The organism is Bradyrhizobium sp. CCBAU 45384, assembly GCF_028128665.1.
In the GTDB taxonomy this organism is placed as follows: Bacteria; Pseudomonadota; Alphaproteobacteria; order Rhizobiales; family Xanthobacteraceae; genus Bradyrhizobium; species Bradyrhizobium manausense.
In genome coordinates this window covers 131905-153185 of sequence record NZ_LBIZ01000115.1, presented here as the reverse complement: position 1 = coordinate 153185, position 21281 = coordinate 131905, and the positions used below count along the sequence as shown (strand labels likewise).

16 protein-coding genes are annotated in these 21281 nt (G+C 64.6%); 9 read left to right on the top strand and 7 right to left on the bottom strand.

Features of this window, described 5'->3' with window-relative positions; genetic code table 11:
* The first annotated feature begins 66 nt into the window (after positions 1-66).
* Both XH80_RS28550 and XH80_RS28545 read left to right on the top strand, forming a co-directional pair.
* Positions 67-1425, top strand: a complete 1359-nt coding sequence (locus tag XH80_RS28550; RefSeq protein WP_271601445.1) for a histidine kinase — start codon at positions 67-69, stop codon at positions 1423-1425.
* Positions 1426-1605: 180 nt separating this feature from the next.
* A complete protein-coding gene (locus XH80_RS28545; RefSeq protein ID WP_442868528.1) occupies positions 1606-4074 on the top strand; it encodes a TonB-dependent receptor in 2469 nt (822 codons plus the stop codon).
* 937 nt (positions 4075-5011) lie between these two features.
* Here XH80_RS28545 and XH80_RS28540 read toward each other — a convergent pair.
* The 3 genes from XH80_RS28540 to XH80_RS28530 are packed head-to-tail and all read right to left on the bottom strand — an operon-like array spanning position 5012 to position 8524.
* Complete coding sequence (locus tag XH80_RS28540; protein ID WP_271601443.1) at positions 5012-6025, bottom strand: ABC transporter permease; 1014 nt, start codon at positions 6023-6025, stop codon at positions 5012-5014.
* Between the two features lie 12 nt (positions 6026-6037).
* Positions 6038-7540, bottom strand: coding sequence for a sugar ABC transporter ATP-binding protein (locus tag XH80_RS28535; protein WP_271601442.1), 1503 nt, complete (start codon positions 7538-7540; stop codon positions 6038-6040).
* Between the two features lie 30 nt (positions 7541-7570).
* Entirely contained in the window at positions 7571-8524 is a 954-nt protein-coding gene (locus tag XH80_RS28530) for a sugar-binding protein (RefSeq protein ID WP_057750794.1), read from the bottom strand.
* Positions 8525-8907: 383 nt separating this feature from the next.
* Between XH80_RS28530 and XH80_RS28525 the strand changes: the two genes are divergently transcribed.
* The 4 genes from XH80_RS28525 to XH80_RS28510 all read left to right on the top strand — a co-directional run bounded on the left by XH80_RS28525 (position 8908) and on the right by XH80_RS28510 (position 13021).
* Positions 8908-9312, top strand: a complete 405-nt coding sequence (locus tag XH80_RS28525; RefSeq protein ID WP_271601441.1) for a hypothetical protein — start codon at positions 8908-8910, stop codon at positions 9310-9312.
* A gap of 140 nt (positions 9313-9452) precedes the next feature.
* The gene (locus XH80_RS28520; protein ID WP_271601440.1) at positions 9453-10916 is read left to right on the top strand and encodes a GH1 family beta-glucosidase; all 1464 of its coding nucleotides are present in this window, start codon (positions 9453-9455) and stop codon (positions 10914-10916) included.
* Positions 10917-11151: 235 nt separating this feature from the next.
* Positions 11152-12384: an acetyl-CoA C-acetyltransferase gene (locus tag XH80_RS28515; RefSeq protein ID WP_271601439.1), complete on the top strand. Its 1233-nt coding sequence runs from the start codon at positions 11152-11154 to the stop codon at positions 12382-12384.
* A 334-nt stretch (positions 12385-12718) separates the two neighbouring features.
* Entirely contained in the window at positions 12719-13021 is a 303-nt protein-coding gene (locus XH80_RS28510) for an HU family DNA-binding protein (protein ID WP_008139488.1), read from the top strand.
* Positions 13022-13091: 70 nt separating this feature from the next.
* Here XH80_RS28510 and XH80_RS28505 read toward each other — a convergent pair whose 3' ends face one another.
* The 4 genes from XH80_RS28505 to XH80_RS28490 all read right to left on the bottom strand — a co-directional run bounded on the left by XH80_RS28505 (position 13092) and on the right by XH80_RS28490 (position 16803).
* Complete coding sequence (locus tag XH80_RS28505) at positions 13092-13247, bottom strand: hypothetical protein (RefSeq protein ID WP_271601438.1); 156 nt, start codon at positions 13245-13247, stop codon at positions 13092-13094.
* 5 nt (positions 13248-13252) lie between these two features.
* Positions 13253-15640, bottom strand: coding sequence for an endopeptidase La (gene lon, locus XH80_RS28500; RefSeq protein ID WP_271601437.1), 2388 nt, complete (start codon positions 15638-15640; stop codon positions 13253-13255).
* 8 nt (positions 15641-15648) lie between these two features.
* On the bottom strand, positions 15649-16032 hold the full coding sequence (locus XH80_RS28495) for an Hsp20/alpha crystallin family protein (RefSeq protein ID WP_057751381.1): 384 nt from the start codon (positions 16030-16032) through the stop codon (positions 15649-15651).
* Positions 16033-16233: 201 nt separating this feature from the next.
* A complete protein-coding gene (locus tag XH80_RS28490) occupies positions 16234-16803 on the bottom strand; it encodes a YciE/YciF ferroxidase family protein (RefSeq protein ID WP_271601436.1) in 570 nt (189 codons plus the stop codon).
* 481 nt (positions 16804-17284) lie between these two features.
* Between XH80_RS28490 and XH80_RS28485 the strand changes: the two genes are divergently transcribed.
* The 3 genes from XH80_RS28485 to XH80_RS28475 all read left to right on the top strand — a co-directional run bounded on the left by XH80_RS28485 (position 17285) and on the right by XH80_RS28475 (position 21173).
* Entirely contained in the window at positions 17285-17932 is a 648-nt protein-coding gene (locus XH80_RS28485) for an L-fuculose-phosphate aldolase (protein ID WP_057751379.1), read from the top strand.
* A 12-nt stretch (positions 17933-17944) separates the two neighbouring features.
* Positions 17945-19732: a chloride channel protein gene (locus XH80_RS28480; protein ID WP_271601435.1), complete on the top strand. Its 1788-nt coding sequence runs from the start codon at positions 17945-17947 to the stop codon at positions 19730-19732.
* Positions 19733-19853: 121 nt separating this feature from the next.
* Positions 19854-21173: an alpha/beta hydrolase gene (locus tag XH80_RS28475; RefSeq protein ID WP_271601434.1), complete on the top strand. Its 1320-nt coding sequence runs from the start codon at positions 19854-19856 to the stop codon at positions 21171-21173.
* The last annotated feature ends 108 nt before the right edge of the window (positions 21174-21281 follow it).

The following is a 21281-nucleotide window of genomic DNA, read 5'->3' as shown; positions in this document are numbered from 1 at the left end:
GCGCTTCGCCCCTGTCAACGCTATTGGGCAGGCGCGAGCGATCGGCAGCGGGTACGGGCGAAAGCAATGTGGCAAAATCTTTCCTTGCGCGGGCGCATCAACCTTCTGCTGGCGCTGCTGCTTGCCCTCGGGCTCGCGGTCAACATCGCCCGCCAGGTCGCGGAAGCGGGGCCGCGCGTGCAGGCCGAGGACCAGAGCGTGATCCGGCTGGCGCGCGAATTCATCGAGATGATCGTTGCCGATCTCAACGAGGCGCCGGACCCCGATGCGAGGCTGGACCGGATCGCGCACGATCTGAACCGTCTGCGTCATGTCAGCATCGCGCTTCGCGATGCCGGCGGTAACCCGCTGACACCGCCGCGGCCCGATGCGGACGACGATACGCCGGGGCCGCCGGCCTGGTTCGTCAGCCTGGTTCATCCCGAGCAGACCGCCGTCAGCGTGCCTGTTACGGTTCATGGCAAGCCCGGCTCGCTGGTGATCACCTCGCATCCCAATGACGAGATCGCCGAGATCTGGGACGCCATCGTCACCCAGCTCGAGGTCGGCTCCGTGATCGCGCTGGTGCTGTTCCTGGTGATGATGACAGTTGTCGGCCGGGCGCTTGCGCCGCTCCAGTCCCTGGCGCAGACCATGGGCGAGCTCGAGGGCGGCGACTACGGTGCACGCGTTGCGCCCGGTGGCGCGCCTGAGTTGGCTGCGATCTGCACCAGGCTCAATCATCTGGCGGCGACACTCGGCGAGGCGGTCGAGGACAAGCGGCGCCTTGCCGAGCGCGCGGTGTCGCTCCAGGACGTCGAGCGCAAGGAGATTGCGCGCGAGCTGCATGACGAGTTCGGGCCGTATCTGTTCTCGCTGCGCGCCCATGCCAGCGCGCTGGCAAAGCTGGCCGATGGGCGGGCCCCGAGCGCAGACGCCGTGCGAAAGCACGGCGTCGCACTGCTGGAGCAGATCAACGCGCTGCAGCAGTTCACGCGGCGTGTGCTGGAGCGGTTGCGGCCGGTCGGCCTTGCCGAGCTAGGCCTCGGCAAGGCGCTGGAATCGCTGTCGCGGCTGTGGCGGGAGTCGCATCCCGACGTCACCATCGAGACCACGATCTCGCCCGCGCTCGGCGTCACCGGCGAGACGGCCGACCTCACCATCTATCGCGTCGTGCAGGAGGCGCTCACCAACGCGTTCCGCCACGCCGGCGCGACTGCGATCGATGTGGTGATCGAGCCCGCGGAGCAGCCGGGCCGCGATGGTCGCTGCTGCGCGCGTGTGCGGGTCAGCGACAACGGCCGCGGCATGGAGCCTGGCCAGAAGCTCGGCTTCGGCCTTGTCGGTATGCGCGAGCGCATTCTGGCGCTCGGTGGCACGCTCAACGTGGCCTCAGGCGAGAGTGGCGTCACTGTGGAAGCATTGGTTCCAACCTCGGCGGCCTGATCGCGCCCGGTTCAAGCGGGAAAATTCCCGATCGGGAATAATTCCCGATTCTGTCGGGAAAACGGGTGCGGATGGCGTACGACCTTTTGTGGCTAGTGCATCAGGTGCCGCCGATTACACTCGTTTCAAACCATCAGGCGAACAAGAAAGCAGCCGGTGGTTACGGGTGGAACGATGGGAATGCGCTGGGCTGGACACACGCGACGTCTCTTGGTGGCCTCGGTCTCATCAGGGCTGATGTCGGGATTCGTTCTCGCGACCGACGGGCGCGCCGCGCAGGATGAGGAGACCAACGTCCAGAATCTGCCGGCGATCGAGGTGGTGGCGCCGCAGCTGGTCGCGCGTCGCGCACCGCCGCGCCGCATCGCGCGGACGGCTGCGAACGCAGGCAAGCCGAGGAGCAGTGGCCGGATCTACGTCTATCCGACCGAGCCCGGCACCGGCAGAGGCCTCGAGGTCGACAAGGTTCCGTCGGCGATCAACGCGGTCGATGCCAATCAGATCAAGCGCACCGGCTCGCTCAACGTCACCGATGCGCTGCGCGACAACATCGCCGGCGTCAGCATCAGCGAAGTCACCGGCAACCCGTTCCAGCCCAATGTCGAGTTTCGCGGCTTTATCGCCTCGCCCGTGACAGGCACGCCGCAAGGCCTCGCCGTGTACCAGAACGGCGTGCGCATCAACGAAGCGTTCTCGGACGCCGTCAACTGGGACCTGATCCCGACCGCGGCGATCAGGTCGGCGACGCTGGTGACCAACAATCCCGCCTTTGGCCTCAACGCCCTCGGCGGCGCGATCAATCTGCAAATGAAGGACGGCTTCACCTATCAGGGAGCGGAGCTCGATGTCATGGGCGGCTCGTTCGGCCGCATCCAGGGCTCGGCACAATGGGGCAAGCAGGTCGACCAGAACTACGGCGTCTACGCCGCGCTCGAAGGCCTGCACGACAACGGCTTCCGCAACTTCTCCCAATCGGATGTGCGGCGCTTCTACAGCGACGTCGGCTACATCGCGGGCGACAGCGAATTCCATGTCAATGTGGGAGCTGCCAAGAACGATTTCGGCGCCAGCGCCACCGTTCCGGCCGAGCTCCTAAGCAATTACTGGGGCGCGACCTACACGACGCCGCAAACCAGCTCCAACCGCGTCGGCTATCTCAACCTCACGGCCAAGGCCGACGCGACGCCGACCTGGACGCTCGAAGGTACCGCGCATGTGCGCCGCTACGAGCACAAGGTCGTCGACGGCAATCCAACCAACGTCGAGGAGTGCACGGCGGATGCGACGCTGCTGTGCTTCGGCGACGGTGCAACGCCTGCGAACGGCGCGAACGGCGTCCAGCTCGGCAATCCCTTTGCGCCGGGCACGATCCTCGGCGAGATCGACCGCAGCTCGATACGCTCAACCAGCTTTGGCGTCTCGGGGCAGGCCACCAACACCGATCAATTGTTCGGGCACGAGAACCGCTTCGTGATCGGCACGAGCTACGATGCCAGCACCACGCGCTACGATGCCATGGCGGAGATTGGCTCGATCGGACAGAACTACGTCGTGACTGGCAGCGGCGTCTTCCTCGGGCCATCAGGCACGATCGGGACCGGGCTTGCCGGTCCCGTCTCGCTGCGGACGGTCAATCAATATAACGGCCTGTATGCGACCGATACGTTCAACGTGACGGACGCCTTCGCGGTCACAGGCGGAGGCCGCTTCAACGTGGCGCGCATCTCGCTGGAGGACCAGCTCGGCACCGCGCTGAACGGCGACTACACCTACACAAGGTTCAATCCGGTGATCGGCGGCACCTACAAGATCACGTCGGAGCTGACCGCCTATGCCGGCTATTCCGAGGCCAACCGCGTGCCGACGCCGCTCGAGCTCGGCTGCGCCGATCCGCACAATCCCTGTCTTATCGCGGCGTTTCTGGTCTCCGATCCGCCGTTGAAGCAGGTCGTGTCCAAGACCGTCGAAGCGGGCCTGCGCGGCACCAGAGAGCTGAACATCGGCACGCTCGGCTGGAAGCTCGGTGGCTTCCGCGCCACCAACTATGATGACATCCTAGCCGTCCCCGTTCCTGATCGAACCGGCTTTGGCTATTTCAGCAATGTCGGCCGGACACGGCGGCAGGGGCTGGAGGCCGAGGTCGACATCAAGTCGCAGGCGCTTCAGTTCCAGACGAGCTACACCTTCATCGATGCCCGCTTCCTCGATCCATTGACGCTCGGCTCCAACAGCCCGTTCGCCGATGCGGACGGCCACATCCAGGTCTTGCCAGGCAACCAGATCCCCGCGATCCCGCGCCACCGTGTCAAGGTCGGTGTCGAATATGCCGTGACCGACGAGTGGAAGGTCGGCGGCAACGCGCTGTTCGTCTCCAGCCAATATTTGGTCGGCGACGAATCCAACCAATCTTCCAAGCTGCCATCCTACACGGTCTTCAACCTGCACACCTCCTACCAGGTCAGCAAGCAGGTCCAGCTCTACGGCAAGGTCGACAATGTCTTCGACAACAGGTACGCGACCTACGGCCAGTTCTTCGACACCGGCGCTCTGCCGAACTTCACGAGCGGCGGCAACCCCTTCACCGACCCGCGCTCGCTGAGCCCGGCAAGGCCGCGCGCGTTCTATGCGGGGATGCGGGTGACGTTCTAGGGCGAGTGCTCACCATCAAGCTGCTGATTTTATCGCATTGGTGAGGCGCGCTGCGGCTCGCTGGCTAGACACGACCGGCCCCGCCGTCGACGAAGGCCCGCTTGTAGTTCAGTAATGTCCGGCTTCCATCAACCGGGGTAGGAGTTACATTCCTGGAGCCCCTGAATCCACCTGTTCGCGCAAACATTCCTGTAACCACAGTTCGCCCACTCTGCTTGTACTCTCGTAAGACATTGGTCTTTTAGGCTTGCACCGGGTGGCACGTATCGGCCCTGTAAGCAGAACGCCAACCCCTGCGCCCGCCTATTTTCGCACTGGCCGAAATTTTGATAATACGAGCCTGCGCTGCAATTCGCGTAGTCTCGCTCAACAGCGTCAGAGCATTGCTCAATTGTGAATGCCTTGCTTCCGGAAGGGACAGCGCTAATGACCAGTACTGCGGTGAACGCGATCTTTTGTTTCAATCCGAGCATAATCCAATCTCCTCGTGCTAATTCCTTTCAGTTCCGCTTTCGAAGGTACGCCGGTTGTTTGGTCCTCAACCTCAAGTTTTATAGGCCCCGCTGTTGGCCGGGGACTATGAACCAAGTCACAACGCGATTTATCCATGGGATAGTTCAAGCGGCGCGGCGGCCCAGCTTCGGCATCATGCCGGCGCGATGTTGAGATGACGTCGGGCGCGCATGATCTGCTCGGCTCGCCATGTGGCCCGATGTGAAGCTTGAGGATAACGATAGCGACCAGCGGAGGGAGGGGCCCGACCCATCAGGCCCGTTGCCCGACGGGACAAGCGTTATTCTGTTTTTCGGAAATACTGTGCGCGAACGACGAGCTCATGCGCGATGATTGGTCATCCCGATCGCATTGCGCATTAGGCCATTGATTTCGTTATCGCCGGCTACTGTGCATGGGGTTGTTTTCGGCTTTCCTCCCGCCGTCACCCCTCGAGCGGGGCAGCCGTGAGGCTTGCCTGGGTCCGGCCCTTGGCCGCGCTCACGCGCTGCCGACGCTGGACGAGATACTGGTCGGCGAGCACGCCGATCAGGATCACTGCGCCCATCACGGCGAAATTCAGCGAGCTCGGGATGCCCAGGAGATTGACCAGGTTCTGCAGCACCTGCAGCAGCACGGTGCCGAGCACGACGCCGACGATCGAGCCTTCGCCGCCGCGCAAGGAGCAGCCGCCGAGCACGGCCGCGGCGATGGCATAGAGCTCGTAGAACGAGCCGTGCACGGCCGGCGAGATCGAGCGGGTGTACATCGCGAACAGGATCGCGGCAAACGCGGTCAACCCGCCGCAGATGACATAGGCCGAAACCATCACGCGCTCGGAGCGGATGCCCGAATAGCGCGCGGCCTCCTCGTTCTTGCCGACGGCGTAGAGATAGCGGCCGAACACCGAGCGGTGCAGCAGCACCCATGCAACGACAGCAACGACAATCAGCGCCACGATGCTGTGCGGGACCGGAAAGCCGAGCACATTGGTGCGGCCCGCGGTCAGCCATTCCAGCGTCGGGAAGCTGGCGCCGAAGCCGAAGCCGGCGGTCGCGTCCTCGGTGTAATAGCGCGCCGCGCCGCGATAGATCAGAAGCCCGCACAGCGTCACCACGAACGGCTGGATATGCATCCGCGTCACCAGCGCGCCGTGCACGAGACCGATCACGAGGCCGCTCGCGATGATCGCGGCAACGGCGAGCATCCAGTTGACGTCGTGATTGACGATGAGGTCGATGAAGAGAACGCCGAGCAGCGCGATCACCGATCCGACCGAGAGCTCGATCCCGCCGATGATGATGACGAAGGCCTCCGCGATCGAGAAGATGCCGAACATCCCGACCTGGTTCAGCGTGTTGGAGAGATTGCCGACGTAGAGGAAACGCGGATTGATGAAGGCCACCACCGCGCCGACGACGAGGATCAGGACCAGCAGGCTCAGATCTTTCTTGTTCAAGGCACCCTCATCTCAAACCGCGTGGCCGACGGCCAATTGAAGCACGTTGTGCTCGCTGAACTGGCTGCGATCAAGGAACCCCGAGATCGCGCCCTCGTGCATGACGGCGATCCGGTCGCTGACCCCGATCACCTCTTCCATGTCGCTCGAAATCATCAGGATCGCGACGCCGGCGTCGGTCAGCCGGCGCAGCATCTCGTAGATCTCCTGCTTGGCACCCACGTCGACGCCGCGCGTCGGCTCGTCGAAGATCAGCACCTTGGGCCGCATCGACAGCCATTTGGCCAGCACGACCTTCTGCTGATTGCCGCCGGACAGCGAGCCGACACTGGTTGCAACATCAGGCGCGCGGATCTTGAGCTGCTCGCGCTGGATCCGCGCGTTCTTGGTCTCCTGCGCGGTGTTCACCAGGAGGAAGCGCAGATAGGACGCCAGATCCGGCAGCGAAATGTTCTCGGCGATCGACACGTCGAGCAGCAGCCCGCAGCCCTTGCGGTCCTCCGGGATCAGGTAGATGCCATGGTCGATCGCCGCGCGCGGGTTGGTCACGCGGATGGCTTCGCCGTTCAGCTTGATCGCGCCGCCCCGGAGCGGATCGACGCCGAAAATAGCGCGCGCCAGCTCGGTCCGGCCGGAGCCGACGAGGCCGGCCAGCCCCAAAATCTCGCCGCGGCGAACCGAAAGGCTCACCGTGCGCTCCGGATAGGTGTCGGTCACGGCCTCGACGATGTCGAGCACGGCTTCGCCGGGCGGGGCGGCCGGCGGCACATAGAGCGATTTGAGGTCGCGCCCGATCATCAGGCGGATCATCGCGGCCGGCGAAAGCTCGGCGCGGGTCAGCGCGCCGACCATGCGTCCGTCGCGCAACACCACCGCGCGGTCGGCGCATTGCATCACCTCGTTGAGGCGATGGGTGATGAAGATGATGCTGACGCCGTGGGCCTTCAGGGCCGCGATGACCCGCATCAGGCGGTCGGTCTCGGAAAGGGTCAGGCTCGATGTCGGCTCGTCCATGATCACAAGGCGCGCATCGAGCGACAGCGCCTTCATGATCTCGACGAGCTGGCGCTGGGCCAGCGACAGCTCGGCGAGCGGCGCGTCCGGCGCGAAATCGGCCCCGAGGCGGTCGAGCAGCGGCTGCGTCCTGGCGTAGAGCGCCTTGCGGTCGATCAGCCGCAGCGGCCCGCCATGCACGGGCTCGCGGCCGATGAAGACGTTGCCGGCTACGTCGAGATTGTCGAACAGGTTGAGCTCCTGATGGACGAAGGCGATGCCCGCGGCGATCGCCTCGGCCACCGTCAGCGCGCTGCGCTCGACGCCGTCGACGCGGATGCGGCCGCCACTCGGCTCGACCACGCCGCCGAGCACCTTCATCAAGGTCGACTTGCCGGCGCCGTTCTCGCCGATCAGCGCGATCACCTCGCCCGGCGACACGGCAAGGCCGACGTGGTCGAGTGCGACCACGCCGGGATAGCTCTTGCTGATGTCGACGAGTTCGAGAAACGGCTCAGTCATTGAAGGCTGCGGGCAACGCCCGCGCGTCTCCTACTTCTTGAGCATCGCCTTCATCGAGGCCATGAAGTCGTCGACATTGCTCTTGTCGATGACCTTGCCGGGCACGATGATGATGCCGCCCGCGGGTACGCCGGACTTGTCGCCCTCGATGTACTTCGCCATCAGCTTCATGCCTTGGTAGCCCCACTCGAACGGCTGCTGCACGACGGTGCCGGCGATGGCGCCTTCCTTGACGCCGCCCAGCGTGATCGGATCCTCGTCGAAGCCGATGATCTGGATCTTGCCGAGCTTGCCGGCCTCCTTCAGCACTTCATAAATGCGCGGCGTGTTGTAGGAGTAGAAGCCGACCAGGCAGCTCACGTCGGGCATGGCGGCGAGGATGTCCTCGACGTTGCGCTTGGCGCGGGTCTGATCGATCTCGTCGCCGCGAACGTCGACCAGCTCGACCTTGGAGCCCTTGATGGTCTCCTTGACGCCCTCGATGCGCTCGCGGGCGTTGTCGGCGCCGGGCAGGCCGACGAAGCCGACGCACTTGCCGCCGTTCGGCAGCGCCTTCAGCATCAGCTTGCCGGCGTCCTTGCCGAGGTCGACGTTGGACGAGCCGATATAGGCGATGCGCTTCGAGTTCGGCGCGTCGCTGTCGGTGGTGAACAGCAGCGTCTGCGAAGCGATCTTGTTGAGATGCTCGACCTGGTTCTTCGGATCGACCGCGCTGACCATGATGCCGGCGGCACCGGCGGCGACGAGGTCGTCCATCATGCGCTGCTGGACGGCCGCGGCGGCCTGTTCCGGATATTTGAGCTGAAGATTGTAGTTGGGCAGCTCGCCCTGAGCCTTCTTCACGCCGGCTTCCGCGATCTTCCAGAAGTCGGACGCGCCGTTGACGACGAAGGCCAGAACCTTCTTGTCGGCCGCATCGACCGAGCCGAGGCCCAGAGACATCGCGAACGCGACAGATACACCTGCGAGCAAGAGACGCTTCATTACCATCCTCCCCTTTGGCGGTCGGCCCTTCATGAAGGCCAACTCTGCTTCAGCCCGAACCGGGCACATGCCTCATCCTCCTCACTGGACGCACAGGTCGGCCGCCGATCCGCTACTTTGCGGCAAGGGCGGGGTCACCGGTCGGCCCATGAGGTGAAATGAGGCGCGTACCTCAACCGTAGCAAAAGCACGTCGAGCGTGCAACAGCAGGTGTTGTTCGCGCGAAGTCCCCTCGAAGTTCGCCTCTCCGGCGTTCATCCTCCTGAACATGTACAGGGAACTTGAGGCCAGAGGGACCGGATTCGTACGGGCCGGCTCATTAACCGGGCTTTAGCGCTGATCGTGCGCATGAATTGGCGTAGCGAGACCAGGGGAGACGGCCCATGCTGAGGGACGGGACCTACGCGGCGTGGTACAAGACGCCATTCGACCAGGGCACCGGCATTGTCCATGTCGCCGATGGCCAGATCTGGGGCCGCGACAGCCTGATGACGTATCACGGCTCCCTGGAAATCGATGGCGACCGTTTCACCGCGACCGTGTCGACGAAGCGTCACACCGAAGGACGTGACACGGTGTTCGGCGTCTATGATGAACTTACGCTGGACATCGAGGGCACGTGCCCCGGCAAGATCGCGACCTACACGGCGACGGCCGCGCAGGCGAGGGGAGTCGTCCTCCTGGGAACGCTCATTCTGGCGGAACAGCCGGCCGAGCCCGAACGGACCGAGGAGGTCCCGGCGTTCAATCCCGCCAAGCTGCCAAAGCTGCCGAGGCGCTCGCGCTGAGCGCGGAAGCATCGCGCCTGCTTCGATATCGCGCGTCGGGACAGCGCAATTCCGCATCCACAAATCTCGGCGCCGGCACTTCTCAAACCGTCTGCGCCCCGTCATGGTGCCGCCGCATCAATCTTTTCGGGGCAGCATCAATGTCGGACAAGGTCTCGCGTCGCCAGTTCGCGAAAGTCGCGGGACTCTCCGCAGCAGGAATCGCAAGTCCCCTTGCAATGGTCGAGGCCAAGCCGGCAGCGGCGCCGCGCAGCGGGAGTAGTTTTCCGCCGGGCTTCCTCTGGGGTACGGCGACCTCGTCCTATCAGGTCGAGGGTGCGGTCGAGGAGGACGGGCGAGGGGGCTCGATCTGGGACAAGTTCGTCCGCATCCCCGGCAAGATCGAGGACGGCACCAATGGCGATCGCGCCGTTGAGCATTATCATCGCTACAAGGACGACATTGCACTGATCAAGGAGCTCGGCTGCAAGGCCTATCGCTTCTCGGTGGCCTGGCCGCGGGTGTTCCCCGATGGCGACGGCAAGCCGAACCCCAGGGGACTCGACTTCTACAATCGCCTGATCGACGAGCTCCTGAAGAACGGCATCGAGCCGTGGCTGACGCTTTATCACTGGGACCTGCCGCAATCATTGCAGGATCGCTTTGGCGGCTGGCGGTCGACCGAGACCTGCAAGATCTTCGGCGACTATTCGGCCTATGTCGCCGAGCATCTGACCGATCGCGTCAGGAATGTGTTCACGCTGAACGAGAGCGGCCGCTTCGTCTATTTCGGCTACGGCATCGGCATCGATGCGCCCGGCCTGACGCTGCCGCAGGCCGACGTGAACCAGATCAGGCACAACAGCGCACTCGCGCATGGTCTCGCCGTGCAGGCGGTGCGCGCCCATGGCCGCCGCGGCACGCGCGTCGGACCTGCCGAGAACATCGATGCCTGCATTCCCGCGATCGACACGCCCGAGAACGTCCGCGCCACCGAGATCGCGCTGCGCGAGCTGAACGCCGGCTATCTCAACGTCATCATGACGGGCCGTTACACCGACGCATTCCTGAAATATGCAGGCGCCGATGCGCCGAAATACACCGACGCGGAGTTGAAGGTCATCGGCTCACCGGTCGACTTCCTCGGCCTCAACATCTACGCGCCGCAGCACTATATCGTCGCCTCCGATCAGGGCGCGGGCTTCATGCCGCTGCCGATCCCGAAATCCTTTCCGCACATGAATTCGGATTGGCTGCGCGTCGGCCCCGAGACGATCTATTGGGTGCCGAAGCTCGCGGCAAAGATCTGGAAGACCGATGCGATCTATATCACCGAGAACGGTGCCTCCGGCGAGGATCAGGTCACGCCCGACGGCAAGATCTACGACACCGACCGCATCATGTACTTGCGCAACTATCTGGCCCAGCTTCAGCGTGCCACCGCGGAAGGCGTGCCGGTGCGTGGTTATTTCCTCTGGAGCCTGCTCGACAATTTCGAATGGGTGTTCGGCCTTAACAAGCGCTTCGGACTCTACCACGTCAATTTCGACACCCAGGTGCGAACGCCAAAACTCAGCGCGAGCTTCTACCGCAACGTGATCGCGAGGAACGCGGCGGGGGTGTGATCTCATCATTCATGCAGAAGGTCGTCATGCCCGGGCTTGTCCCGGGCATTCACGTTCTTTGTGCCGCGTTGCAGGGCGTGGATGGCCGGGACAAGCCCGGCCATGACGTGCGGAGACCTTTGTGCATTAACCGCGCTGCGGAATGCCGGCGAGGGGACATAGCCGCCTCTCATTGACTCCCCTCTCCCCCTGATTCAAAACCGTCCTCAACACGCATAACAAGAGGACAACGTCCATGACCGACGCGCTGATCATCGATGCCTGCCGGACCCCGCGCGGCGTCGGCAAGGCCGGCAAGGGAGCTCTCTCAGGCATTCATCCGCAGCAATTAGGTGCCACCGTGCTGCGCGCGCTGGCCGATCGCACCGGGATCAACACCGCCGATGTCGACGACATCGTCTGGGGCTGCAGCGCGCAGGTGGCAACGCAAAGCGGCGATCTCGGCCGCATGTCGGCGCTGGATGCCGGTTATGACGTGCGGGCCAGCGCCGTGACGCTAGATCGCTTCTGCGGTTCCGGCATCACCAGCGTCAACATGGCGGCGAACTCGATCATGGCGGGCGCGGAAGATCTCGTCATCGCCGGCGGCTGCGAGATGATGTCGATGGAGGGGCGCCGCGGCGGCGGTCCGATGATGATGGACTCCGGCAATCTGCGGCTTCGCGCCAGACATCCGCAGTCGCATCAGGGCGTCTGCGCCGATGCGATCGCGACGCTGGAAGGCATCACCCGGCAGGACGTCGACGCGCTTGGCCTCGAAAGCCAGAAGCGCGCCGCGCAGGCGATTGCCGGCGGCCATTTCAAGAAGAGCCTCGTGCCCGTGCATCGCGAGGACGGCAGCCTCGCGCTCGACCATGAAGAATATCCGCGGCCGCGGACGACGATGGAAGGGCTGGCTGCCCTGAAGCCGGCGTTCCCCGCGATCGCCGACTATGCGCTGGACGACAAGGGCACGACCTATCGCGGCCTGATCCTGCAAAAATATCCTGATCTCGACATCAACTTCGTGCACCATGCCGGCAACTCGTCTGGCGTCGTTGACGGCGCCGCCGCGATCCTGCTCGCATCGCCGTCTTACGCTAGAGCGCACGGCCTTAAAGTCCGCGCTCGCGTGGTGGCGATGGCCAATATGGGGGACTCCCCGACCTTGATGCTGAACGCGCCGGTGCCGGCGACGAAGAAGGTGCTGGCGAAGGCCGGGCTCACCATCGACGACATCGACCTGTTCGAGATCAACGAGGCCTTTGCGGTGGTGACCGAAAAATATATCAGGGATCTCAAGCTCGACCGCGCCAAGGTCAATGTCAATGGCGGCTCGATCGCGCTCGGTCATCCCATCGGCGCGACCGGATCGATTCTGATCGGCACCGTGCTCGACGAACTCGAACGGCGCGACCTCAAGCGCGGTCTCGTCACCATGTGCGCGGCCGGCGGCATGGCGCCGGCCATCATCATCGAGCGCGTCTAGCACGCCGCGGCCCCGTAAAAAGCAGGGAAAAACGTCGCAGGGCGACGATCAAGCCTTATTTTTCAGGGTGAATCGCGCTTCTCCTCTCACAAAGAGGCCGGTCGTCGCTTGTCGAAAGCATCGAATCAGCTTTAGCAAGGCAGCTTGCGGGCCTTTGAAACAAGGCAAAAACCGCTGCGCGAGGCGCCATCCGCTCTGGAAGCCGCTAAAATGCAGGGTTTTTTGTCTCAGGGGGCCAAAAAAGCCCGTAAAACCGCGACAAAACTGTGCAGAAGGCTATAGGCCTTCGCCGGTTGGTCTAATATGCAACCGGCAACGAATCAGAGGAGACACGATGCCAGCCCAAATGTCCAAATCGCAGTTGATCGAAAAGATTGCGACCGCCACTGAGCTTTCCAAGCGCGACGTCAAGAGCGTCATGGAGACGCTGACCGACGTCGGCCACAAGGAGCTCAAGAAGAACGGCCTGTTCCTGGTGCCGGGCTTCGCCAAGTTCGTGGTCATCAAGAAGCCCGCGACCAAGGCGCGCAAGGGCACCAACCCGTTCACGGGTGAAGAGATGATGTTCAAGGCCAAGCCGGCCCGGAAGATCGTCCGCGCCCGCCCGGTCAAGGCGGCCAAGGACGCCGTGGCCTGATAACGCAAAGGCCCCCTCGATAAGGGGGCCTTTTGACTTGGGGCAGCCGCGAGGGCCTGAGACGGAGGGCTCAACCCTTGCGGCGCTTCACCCGGACCGGGATCGGCTGAAGCCGCGGCTCCGGTCCGGAAAGCGCATCGCGCACCCGGTCGATGGCCCGACCCAGCAGCTGGCGCAGCTTCTGCGTTGTCCGCGATCGCTTCGCGTCTTCCAGCAGTTTCTTCATCGCATTCACTCCGCCGCTTCGACCTTCGCGCCCACTTCCGCCGGCTCGAGCGCGGCGGCGATGGCCTCGTCGACACGTTCCAGCCAGATGAATTCGAGATTGTCCCGCGCGCTCTTCGGGATGTCGTCGTAATCTCGCTTGTTGCGCGCCGGCAGCATCACCCGCTTCAAGCCGGCCGCGGCCGCAGCTACCACCTTCTCCTTGATGCCGCCGACCGGCAGCACCAGGCCGCGCAGCGAGATCTCGCCGGTCATGGCCGTGTCGCTCCGCACCGTGCGATTGGTGAGCAGCGACGTCAGGGCCGTGAACATCGCAACGCCCGCGCTCGGTCCGTCCTTCGGGGTTGCCCCCGCGGGCACGTGAACGTGGATGTCGCTCTTCTCGAACACCGAGGGATCGATGCCGAGCTGGCTGGCTCTGCTCTTCACCAGCGTCAGCGCAGCCTGCACGCTCTCGCGCATGACTTCGCCGAGCTGGCCGGTCAGGATCATCGCGCCCTTGCCGGGCACCCGCGTGGCCTCGATGAACAGGATGTCGCCGCCGACAGGCGTCCAGGCCAGGCCGGTGGCGACGCCCGGAACGCTGGTGCGCAGTGCGATCTCACCCTCGAAGCGCGGCTGGCCCAGTATGGCCGCGATGTCCTTTGCAGTGACCACGACCTTTGCAGTCGTGCCTTCGGCAATCTGCACCGCGGCATGGCGGAACACCTTGCCGATCTCGCGCTCGAGGTTACGCACGCCGGCCTCGCGCGTGTAACCCTTGACGATCAGCTTCAAGGCCTCCGGCTCGATCTCGGCCTGCTCGGGCGAGAGGCCATTGGCCTCGAGCTGGCGCCGCACCAGATAGCGCCGTGCGATCTCCAGCTTCTCTTCCTCGGTGTAACCGGCGAGGCTGATCAGCTCCATGCGGTCCAGCAGCGGACCCGGAATCTGGTCCAGCATGTTGGCGGTCGCGATGAAGACGACGCGCGACAGGTCGAAGGGCACGCCCAGATAATTGTCCCGGAACGTCCCGTTCTGCTCGGGGTCGAGCACCTCCAGCATGGCGGCGGAGGGGTCGCCCTGCACGCCGCGGCCCATCTTGTCGATCTCGTCCAGCATCATGACGCAGTTGCGGGCGCCCGCCTTCTTGATGCCCTGGATGATGTTGCCGGGCAACGCGCCGATATAGGTGCGCCGGTGGCCGCGGATCTCGGCCTCGTCATGCACGCCGCCCAGGCTGACGCGCACGAAGGGGCGATCCATCGCACGCGCGATGGACTGGCCGAGCGAGGTCTTGCCGACGCCGGGCGGGCCGACGAAGCAGAGGATCGGCGCCTTGCCCTGCGGCGCCAGCTTGCGCACCGCCAGATATTCGATGATCCGGCTCTTGATCTTCTCCAGGCCATAGTGATCCGCATCCAGGATGCGACGTGCTTCCTTGATGTCGATCGGCTTCTCCGCGGGCAGCGCCCAGGGCAGCTCGATCAGCCAGTCGAGGTAGGTGCGCACCATGCCGGCTTCACTGGCCGCCTCGGGCATGCGCTCGTAGCGGCGCAGCTCCTTCTTGGCATGCGCCTCCGCCTCCGGCGGCATGTGGGCCTTGGCAATCGCAGCCGTCAGCTCGGCGACTTCGGCGGCCTTGCCGTCGCCTTCGCCCAGTTGCCGCTGAATCGTCGCCATCTGCTCGCGCAGGATCGCCTCGCGCTGCCGCTCGTCGAACGAGGCGCGGGTCTTCTGGCCGATTTCGTTGGAGATGCGCAGCACCTCCAGCCGTTCGGCCAGGTGCTTCGACACCTTCTCGACGCGCAAGGAGAGGTCGATGGTCTCCAGCACCTCCTGCTTGTCCTGCGGCTTGATGTCCATGAACGACGTCGCCAGGTCCGCCAGCGCGCCGGGCGCACTGGTGCCCTGGAACATCGCGACCAGCTCCGGCGGGGACTGGGGCAGCAGCTCGATCGCCTCGATGGCCTGGCGCTGCAGGTTCAGCGCCCGTGCCTCGATCTCGGGTGAGGTCGTGGTCGGCTCGGGGATCTGCTGGAAACGCGCAGCCAGGAACGGCGTCCCCGGCAGGAAGTCGAGGATACGCGCGCGCTGCACGCCCTGGCAGACGATGTGATGCGTGCCGTCGGGTGCGGTGATGTAGCGCACGATGTTGGCGATGGTCGCGACCTTGTAGACATCATCGGGGCCGGGCTCGTCGATCTCGGGGCTGCGCTGCAGCACGATGCCGACCGGCCGCTGCTCGCGCAGCGCCTGCTGGGCGGCGGCGACGGATTTCGGCCGGGCGATCGCGATCGGCGCGATGGCGCCGGGGAACAGCACCATCTCGCGCACGGGGATGATGATCAGGGCGTCGTCCGGGATCTTCACGTCAGGATTGGTCTGTGCGGTATTCATCTGTTCGGTGGCCATGATCGACCTCAGGATTTGGCGAGGCGCAGCGCGACGCAGCCGTCCATCACGAAGCGGCTGATGGCGTAGCGGCCAAGGGGCAATGCAATGCGGCGCTCAAAGCGTCCCTGCGGCAGCTCGAGCCGGTGGATGCGGGCGTTGCGAAGTTCCGGCGGCAGCGTGCGCTGGCCCGAAATGACCAAGACCCCGTCATGGATGACCGTCTCGACATTGTCCGGATTGACGCCGGGGAGCGCGACCAGGATCAGAAGCTCATGCTCGGTCTCGAGCACGTCGATCGGCGGCTCCCAGCAGGCGTCCTGACGGCCGAACTGCTGCCGCATGCGTTCGCCGCGGGTCAGCTGGTCGAGGGCCTCGGACAGCATCCAGTCGAAGGGATTCTTGGGTTGCATGGCAAAACTCGGAAGAAGGCGCTGCGGTTGGAAAACGGGGATATGGTGATGGTTCCCGCAAATTCCAGCATCGCGCGTTGGCGGCATGCCTGCCTCTCGAACGGGAGCAGGCCCTTGCGCCAGGTCCTTGTGCTGAGGCGCATCGGCGCCGCGAAAGATGTTCCGCGGCGCCGGAGGCTACAATTGGGCGGGTGGTCGGGATCAGGCGGCTTCGCGGTATTCGGCCTCCGCTTCGAGGTTGATGACCGACGTGGCGAGCTCGGTCAGGGTGTGGTCGGTCGCCTCTTCCTCATCCAGCGTATCCTGCAGCAGCCTTGCCGCCTCGGGCATGCCGAGCTGCTCGGCCCAGGTGCGAAGTGTGCCGTATCGGGAGATCTCGTAGTGCTCGACGGCCTGCGCCGCGGCAAGCAGGCCGGCGTCGAGGGCAGGGGCGTTCTTGAAGTCTTTCATGATCTCGGCGCCCTCGTCGGTGATGCCGTTGATCGCCTCGCACGGCTTGCCGCGCGCGGGCTTGTCCAGCATCCCGAAGATCTGCTCCAGCCGTTTGACCTGGCCCTGCGTCTCCCGCAGGTGCTTGTTGAAGGCGGCCGCAAGGTCCTTCGAATGCGCGGCCTTGGCCATCTTCGGCAGCGTCTTGATGATCTTGTTCTCCGCGTAATAGATGTCTTTCAGCGTTTCCAGGAAAAGGTCGCTCAGCATCTTGGGCACCCGACGCGGGCGGCGCGATGCGGCCTTTTTCGCGGGTGCACGTTTCTTTGCTTTCTTCGCCATAGGTCCTCCTGATGAGGCGACACGGGAAGGCTCGTCCTTCCTCAATCCTCTCGCGATCAAGAGCCGGGACAGGCAAATGTTCCTCGCGAAGGCCTGCGCGAGCCGCTGTGGCTGGCCTTCCGTGACGCCAAGCCATGCTCGACTTCGCCCTGTCCGCCTTCATGACGCTGCTGCGCGCGCACGCTCGGCCGCACCGGAAATGCGGTACGCTCGCGGGTGATCGGCATGCCGCCGGGCCTATTCGGTGCAAGTCGCGATCAACGGCATTGCGGCTGTCCGGGCCAACCTGTGTTGAGACTTCTGGGTCCGCGACGAACTGTTAATCTGTTGATTTTACAATAAATTCATCGCCCATGCGGGCGCGTCGGCAATCTGGCGCCTGAACAGTTCCGCTTTCGCTTGCGCAGCCATATTGCTTTGACGTACTTCGGGTCTAACAAGACGCCCATCGTCAAGAAGGTCGGAGATGAAATCGAAGTCGATGACAGCGGACGAACTCGCAAAGAGACAGGCCATCATCGACGCCTGCCGCCGCATGAATGCGCTCGGCATCAACCAGGGCACCTCAGGCAATATCAGCGTGCGGCATGGCGAGGGGCTCCTGATCACGCCCACCAGCCTGCCCTATGACACCATGACGCCGGACCAGATCGTCTTCATGGCGATGGACGGCTCGCATGCACCTAGCCAGAAGCCGTCAAGCGAGTGGCGCTTCCATCTGGACATCCTGAAGGCGCGCACTGAGGTCAACGCCGTCGTGCACGCCCATCCGACCTATTGCACCATCCTGGCGATCATGGGCATGGAGATCCCGCCGGTGCACTACATGATCGCGGCGGCCGGCGGCGACAGCATCCGCTGCGCGCCCTATGCCACTTTCGGGACGGTGGAATTGTCCAAGCACGCCGTGCGCGCGCTGGAGGGGCGGCTCGCCTGCCTGCTGGACCATCACGGCATGATCGCGATCGGCCAGACGCTCGACAAGGCGATGTGGCTCGCCGTCGAGGTCGAGACGCTGGCGCGGCAATATCACGGCTGCCTCCAGATCGGTAAACCGCCGCTGCTCTCGAGCGCCGAGATCGAGCGGGTCCGTCAGCGCATGGCCGGCTACGGCCTGTCGGAAGGGTAGGGCTCGCAAGCGGTGTTCGCGCGGATCAGATATTTCGTCGACGGCAAGGGGACCAACCGCACGATGGTCCGGCTGCGCGCGCTGTTGCGCAGCAACGAGTTCTACCTGATCCCGCTCGCGCTCGTCATCGGCACGCTGGCCGGCGCGATCGTGACCCTGATGGCCGTGATCGCGCAGATCGCCCATGTCGTGATCTTCGGCATTCCGATCGACGTGCGCCTTTCCGCCAACGCCTATATCAATCCCTTCGCGGCGATGATCGCGCCGGCGCTCGGCGGCCTCATCCTCGGCATCATGGAATGGTGGCGGCGGCGGCTGAAGATCTCGAGCGCGGTCGACCCGATCGAGGCCAACGCGCTGCGCGGCGGCAATCTGTCGATGCGCGACAGCGTGGTGGTGTCGAGCCAGACGCTGATCTCGAACGGCTGCGGCGCCTCTGTCGGCCTCGAGGCCGGCTACACCCAGATCGGCTCGGGCATCGCCTCCCTGTTCGGCAAATTCTTCAATCTCCGCCGTAACGATCTTCGCCTGATCGTCGGCTGCGGCGCCGCCGCTGCGATCGCCGCGGCCTTCGGCGCGCCGATCACCGGCGCGTTCTACGCCTGCGAGTTGATCGTCGGCGTCTATTCGGTCGGCAGCGCCGCGCCGATCCTGGCGGCGTCGCTTGCCGGCGCGCTCACTGCGCAATGGCTCGGCGGCGCGCCGTACTCCATCGAAATACCGAAGGTCAGCGCCGTCGGCGTCGAGCAATATCTGGCGCTGATCGGGCTCGCGCTCGTCACCAGCGGCGTCGGCATTGCCGTGATGCGCTCCTCGCCGATGTTCGAGCGCCTGTTCAAATGGCTGCCGGTCTGGCTGCGCCCGGTGTTCGGCGGCCTCATCGTCGGCAGCTTCGCCCTCGTCACGCCGCAGGTGCTGGCGGCCGGCCACGGCGCCATGGTGCTCGACCTCTTCCACGACATGACGATCGGCCTGGTCGCGATCATCATCGGGCTGAAGGTGACGGCCTGCCTGATCTCGCTGGCCTCGGGCTTCCGCGGCGGTCTGTTCTTCGCCTCGCTGTTCGTCGGCAGCCTGATCGGAAAGTTCTTCTCTGCGGTGCTGCTCCTGATCAGCCCGAACTTCGTGATCGATCCGCTGGTGGCGATGCTGACCGGCATGGCGACGCTGGGCGTTGCCATCGTCGGCGGTCCCTTGACCATGTCGTTCCTCGTGCTCGAGATGACCCGCAATGTCGACGTCACCGCCGTGGTGCTGGCCGGCTGCATCGTCACCTCGATCTGCGTCCGCTTCATGTTCGGCCACTCCTTCTCGACCTGGCGCCTGCATCTGCGCGGCGAGACCATCCGCAGCGCCAATGACGTCGGCTGGCTGCGCAACCTCACCGTCGAGCGTCTGATGCGCTCCGACGTCGCCAAGGTGCCCTCGAGCACCACCATCGCCGCGACCCGCAGCGAATTTCCGCTGGGATCGCGCCCGGGCGTTGTCGTCGTCAACAACGCCGACGAATATGTCGGCCTGGTCCTGCTGCCCGATTTGTTCTCCAGCGACCTCGACACCATTGCCGACGACATCCAGGTGATCGAGCTCGCGCGGCTGACCGAGATCGTGCTGATCCCGGAAATGAACGTGAAGTCGGCCATGGCGGTGTTCGACGAGGCCGAGGCCGAAATGCTGGCGGTGGTCGATTCCACCGACAGCCGCAAGGTGGTCGGCTTCCTGACCGAGACCACCGCCCGCCGCCGCTATGTCGAGGAGATCGACAAGGCCACGCGCGGCGTGCTGGGTGCATTGTCCTGATCGCGCCCAGGCAAGTCGAGGCCGGCACGCCGGGCGGACTTGCCAGATCGTTCACAACCTCTAGGCTAGGGACCGACGGCGGGGCTGGCCCCCGGCCGCATCCAGCGACGAGGGACGTGCGATGTCGGACACGCTTCGCCTGTTGCTTGCCTTGCTCGAACTCGGGCCCCGGCTGAAGGATCTGCTGGGCGACAAATGGCCCCCTTACGCCGACGAATTGCAGGAATTGGCCGGTCGCGCCGGCAAGGGCGAGGATCCGGCCAGGCTTCGCCAGTCGCTCGACCTGCTGCTCGCGCGGCTGCTCGCAGAGGCGCCCGCTACGGAGCTTGTCGCGCATGTGATGGAAGACATGGCGGCGCCCGCGCCCGCCACCGAGACCGTGACCCGCCGCGGCCGGGTCTCGCCGCTGGTCGTCCCTGATATCGTCGAGCCGACCACGGATGAGGCGACCGGAATCGTCACCATCCCCGTGTTCTACGGCACCGACCGCGGCCGCGGCGACGACACGCCGGCGCGCTATTTTGGCGCTGCGCGCGGGACGCCGTCATTCGGGATCGCCGAGGTCAGCGTGCCCACGCATGGCCGCGACCTCGGCGAGCTCACCAGCCCGAGCTGGTGGCACCTCGAATTCTCGGCCAATCCGGAAAAGCACGTCATCCTCAAGTCGGTGGGCGCGCTGGGCAGGGACGCCTTCGTTGCCACCTTGAAGGATTCGCTTGCGGCGGCGGATTTGCACGACGTCCTGATCTTCGTACATGGTTACAACGTCACATTTGAAGACGCGGCGCGGCGCGCCGGGCAGCTTGCCGTGGATCTGAAATTCGCCGGCAGGACGCTGCTATACAGCTGGGCGTCGGCGGCGGACACCAGGAAGTACACCGTGGATGAGAGCACGATCGACTGGTCGCGCGATCATTTCGAGGCGTTTCTCCAGCTCGCGCTCGGCGAGATCGGTGCCGCCAAGGTTCACGTCATCGCTCACAGCATGGGCAACCGCGCCGTGATCAACACGCTCGAAGGCGTGACGTCCTGGCAGATGCCATCAGGTGCCGCAAAGCTCGGGCAGATCGTCCTTGCCGCGCCTGACATCGACCGCGACCGCTTTGTCCAGCTCGCGGCCAAGTTCAAAGGCTGTGCCTCGCGCGTGACCCTCTATGCCTCGTCGCGTGACGTGGCGCTGCTGGCCTCGAAATTCGTGCACGGTTATCCCCGGGCGGGCGAGGCTGGCGAGGCGCTGACGATCGTCGACGGCGTCGACACCATCGATGCCTCGCTGGTCGATACCAGCCTGGTCGGCCTGCGCCATTCCTATTTCGGCGAGAAGCGCTCGATCCTGAACGACATGTTCAGTTTGATCGTGCAGCAACTCGCGCCCGACCAGCGTTTTGACCTCCAGGCCGCGGGCGATGCGGTGCGGAGGTACTGGAGCTACAGGGCCTAGAGGCGGTCCTATCGGTCAAAGCGTGTCAGATTGCCGCGATCACGAAACCATTGCAGTGCCTTGCGCATTATACCGTGTTTCCATATCGCCTTTTTGGCGAGAGCAGAG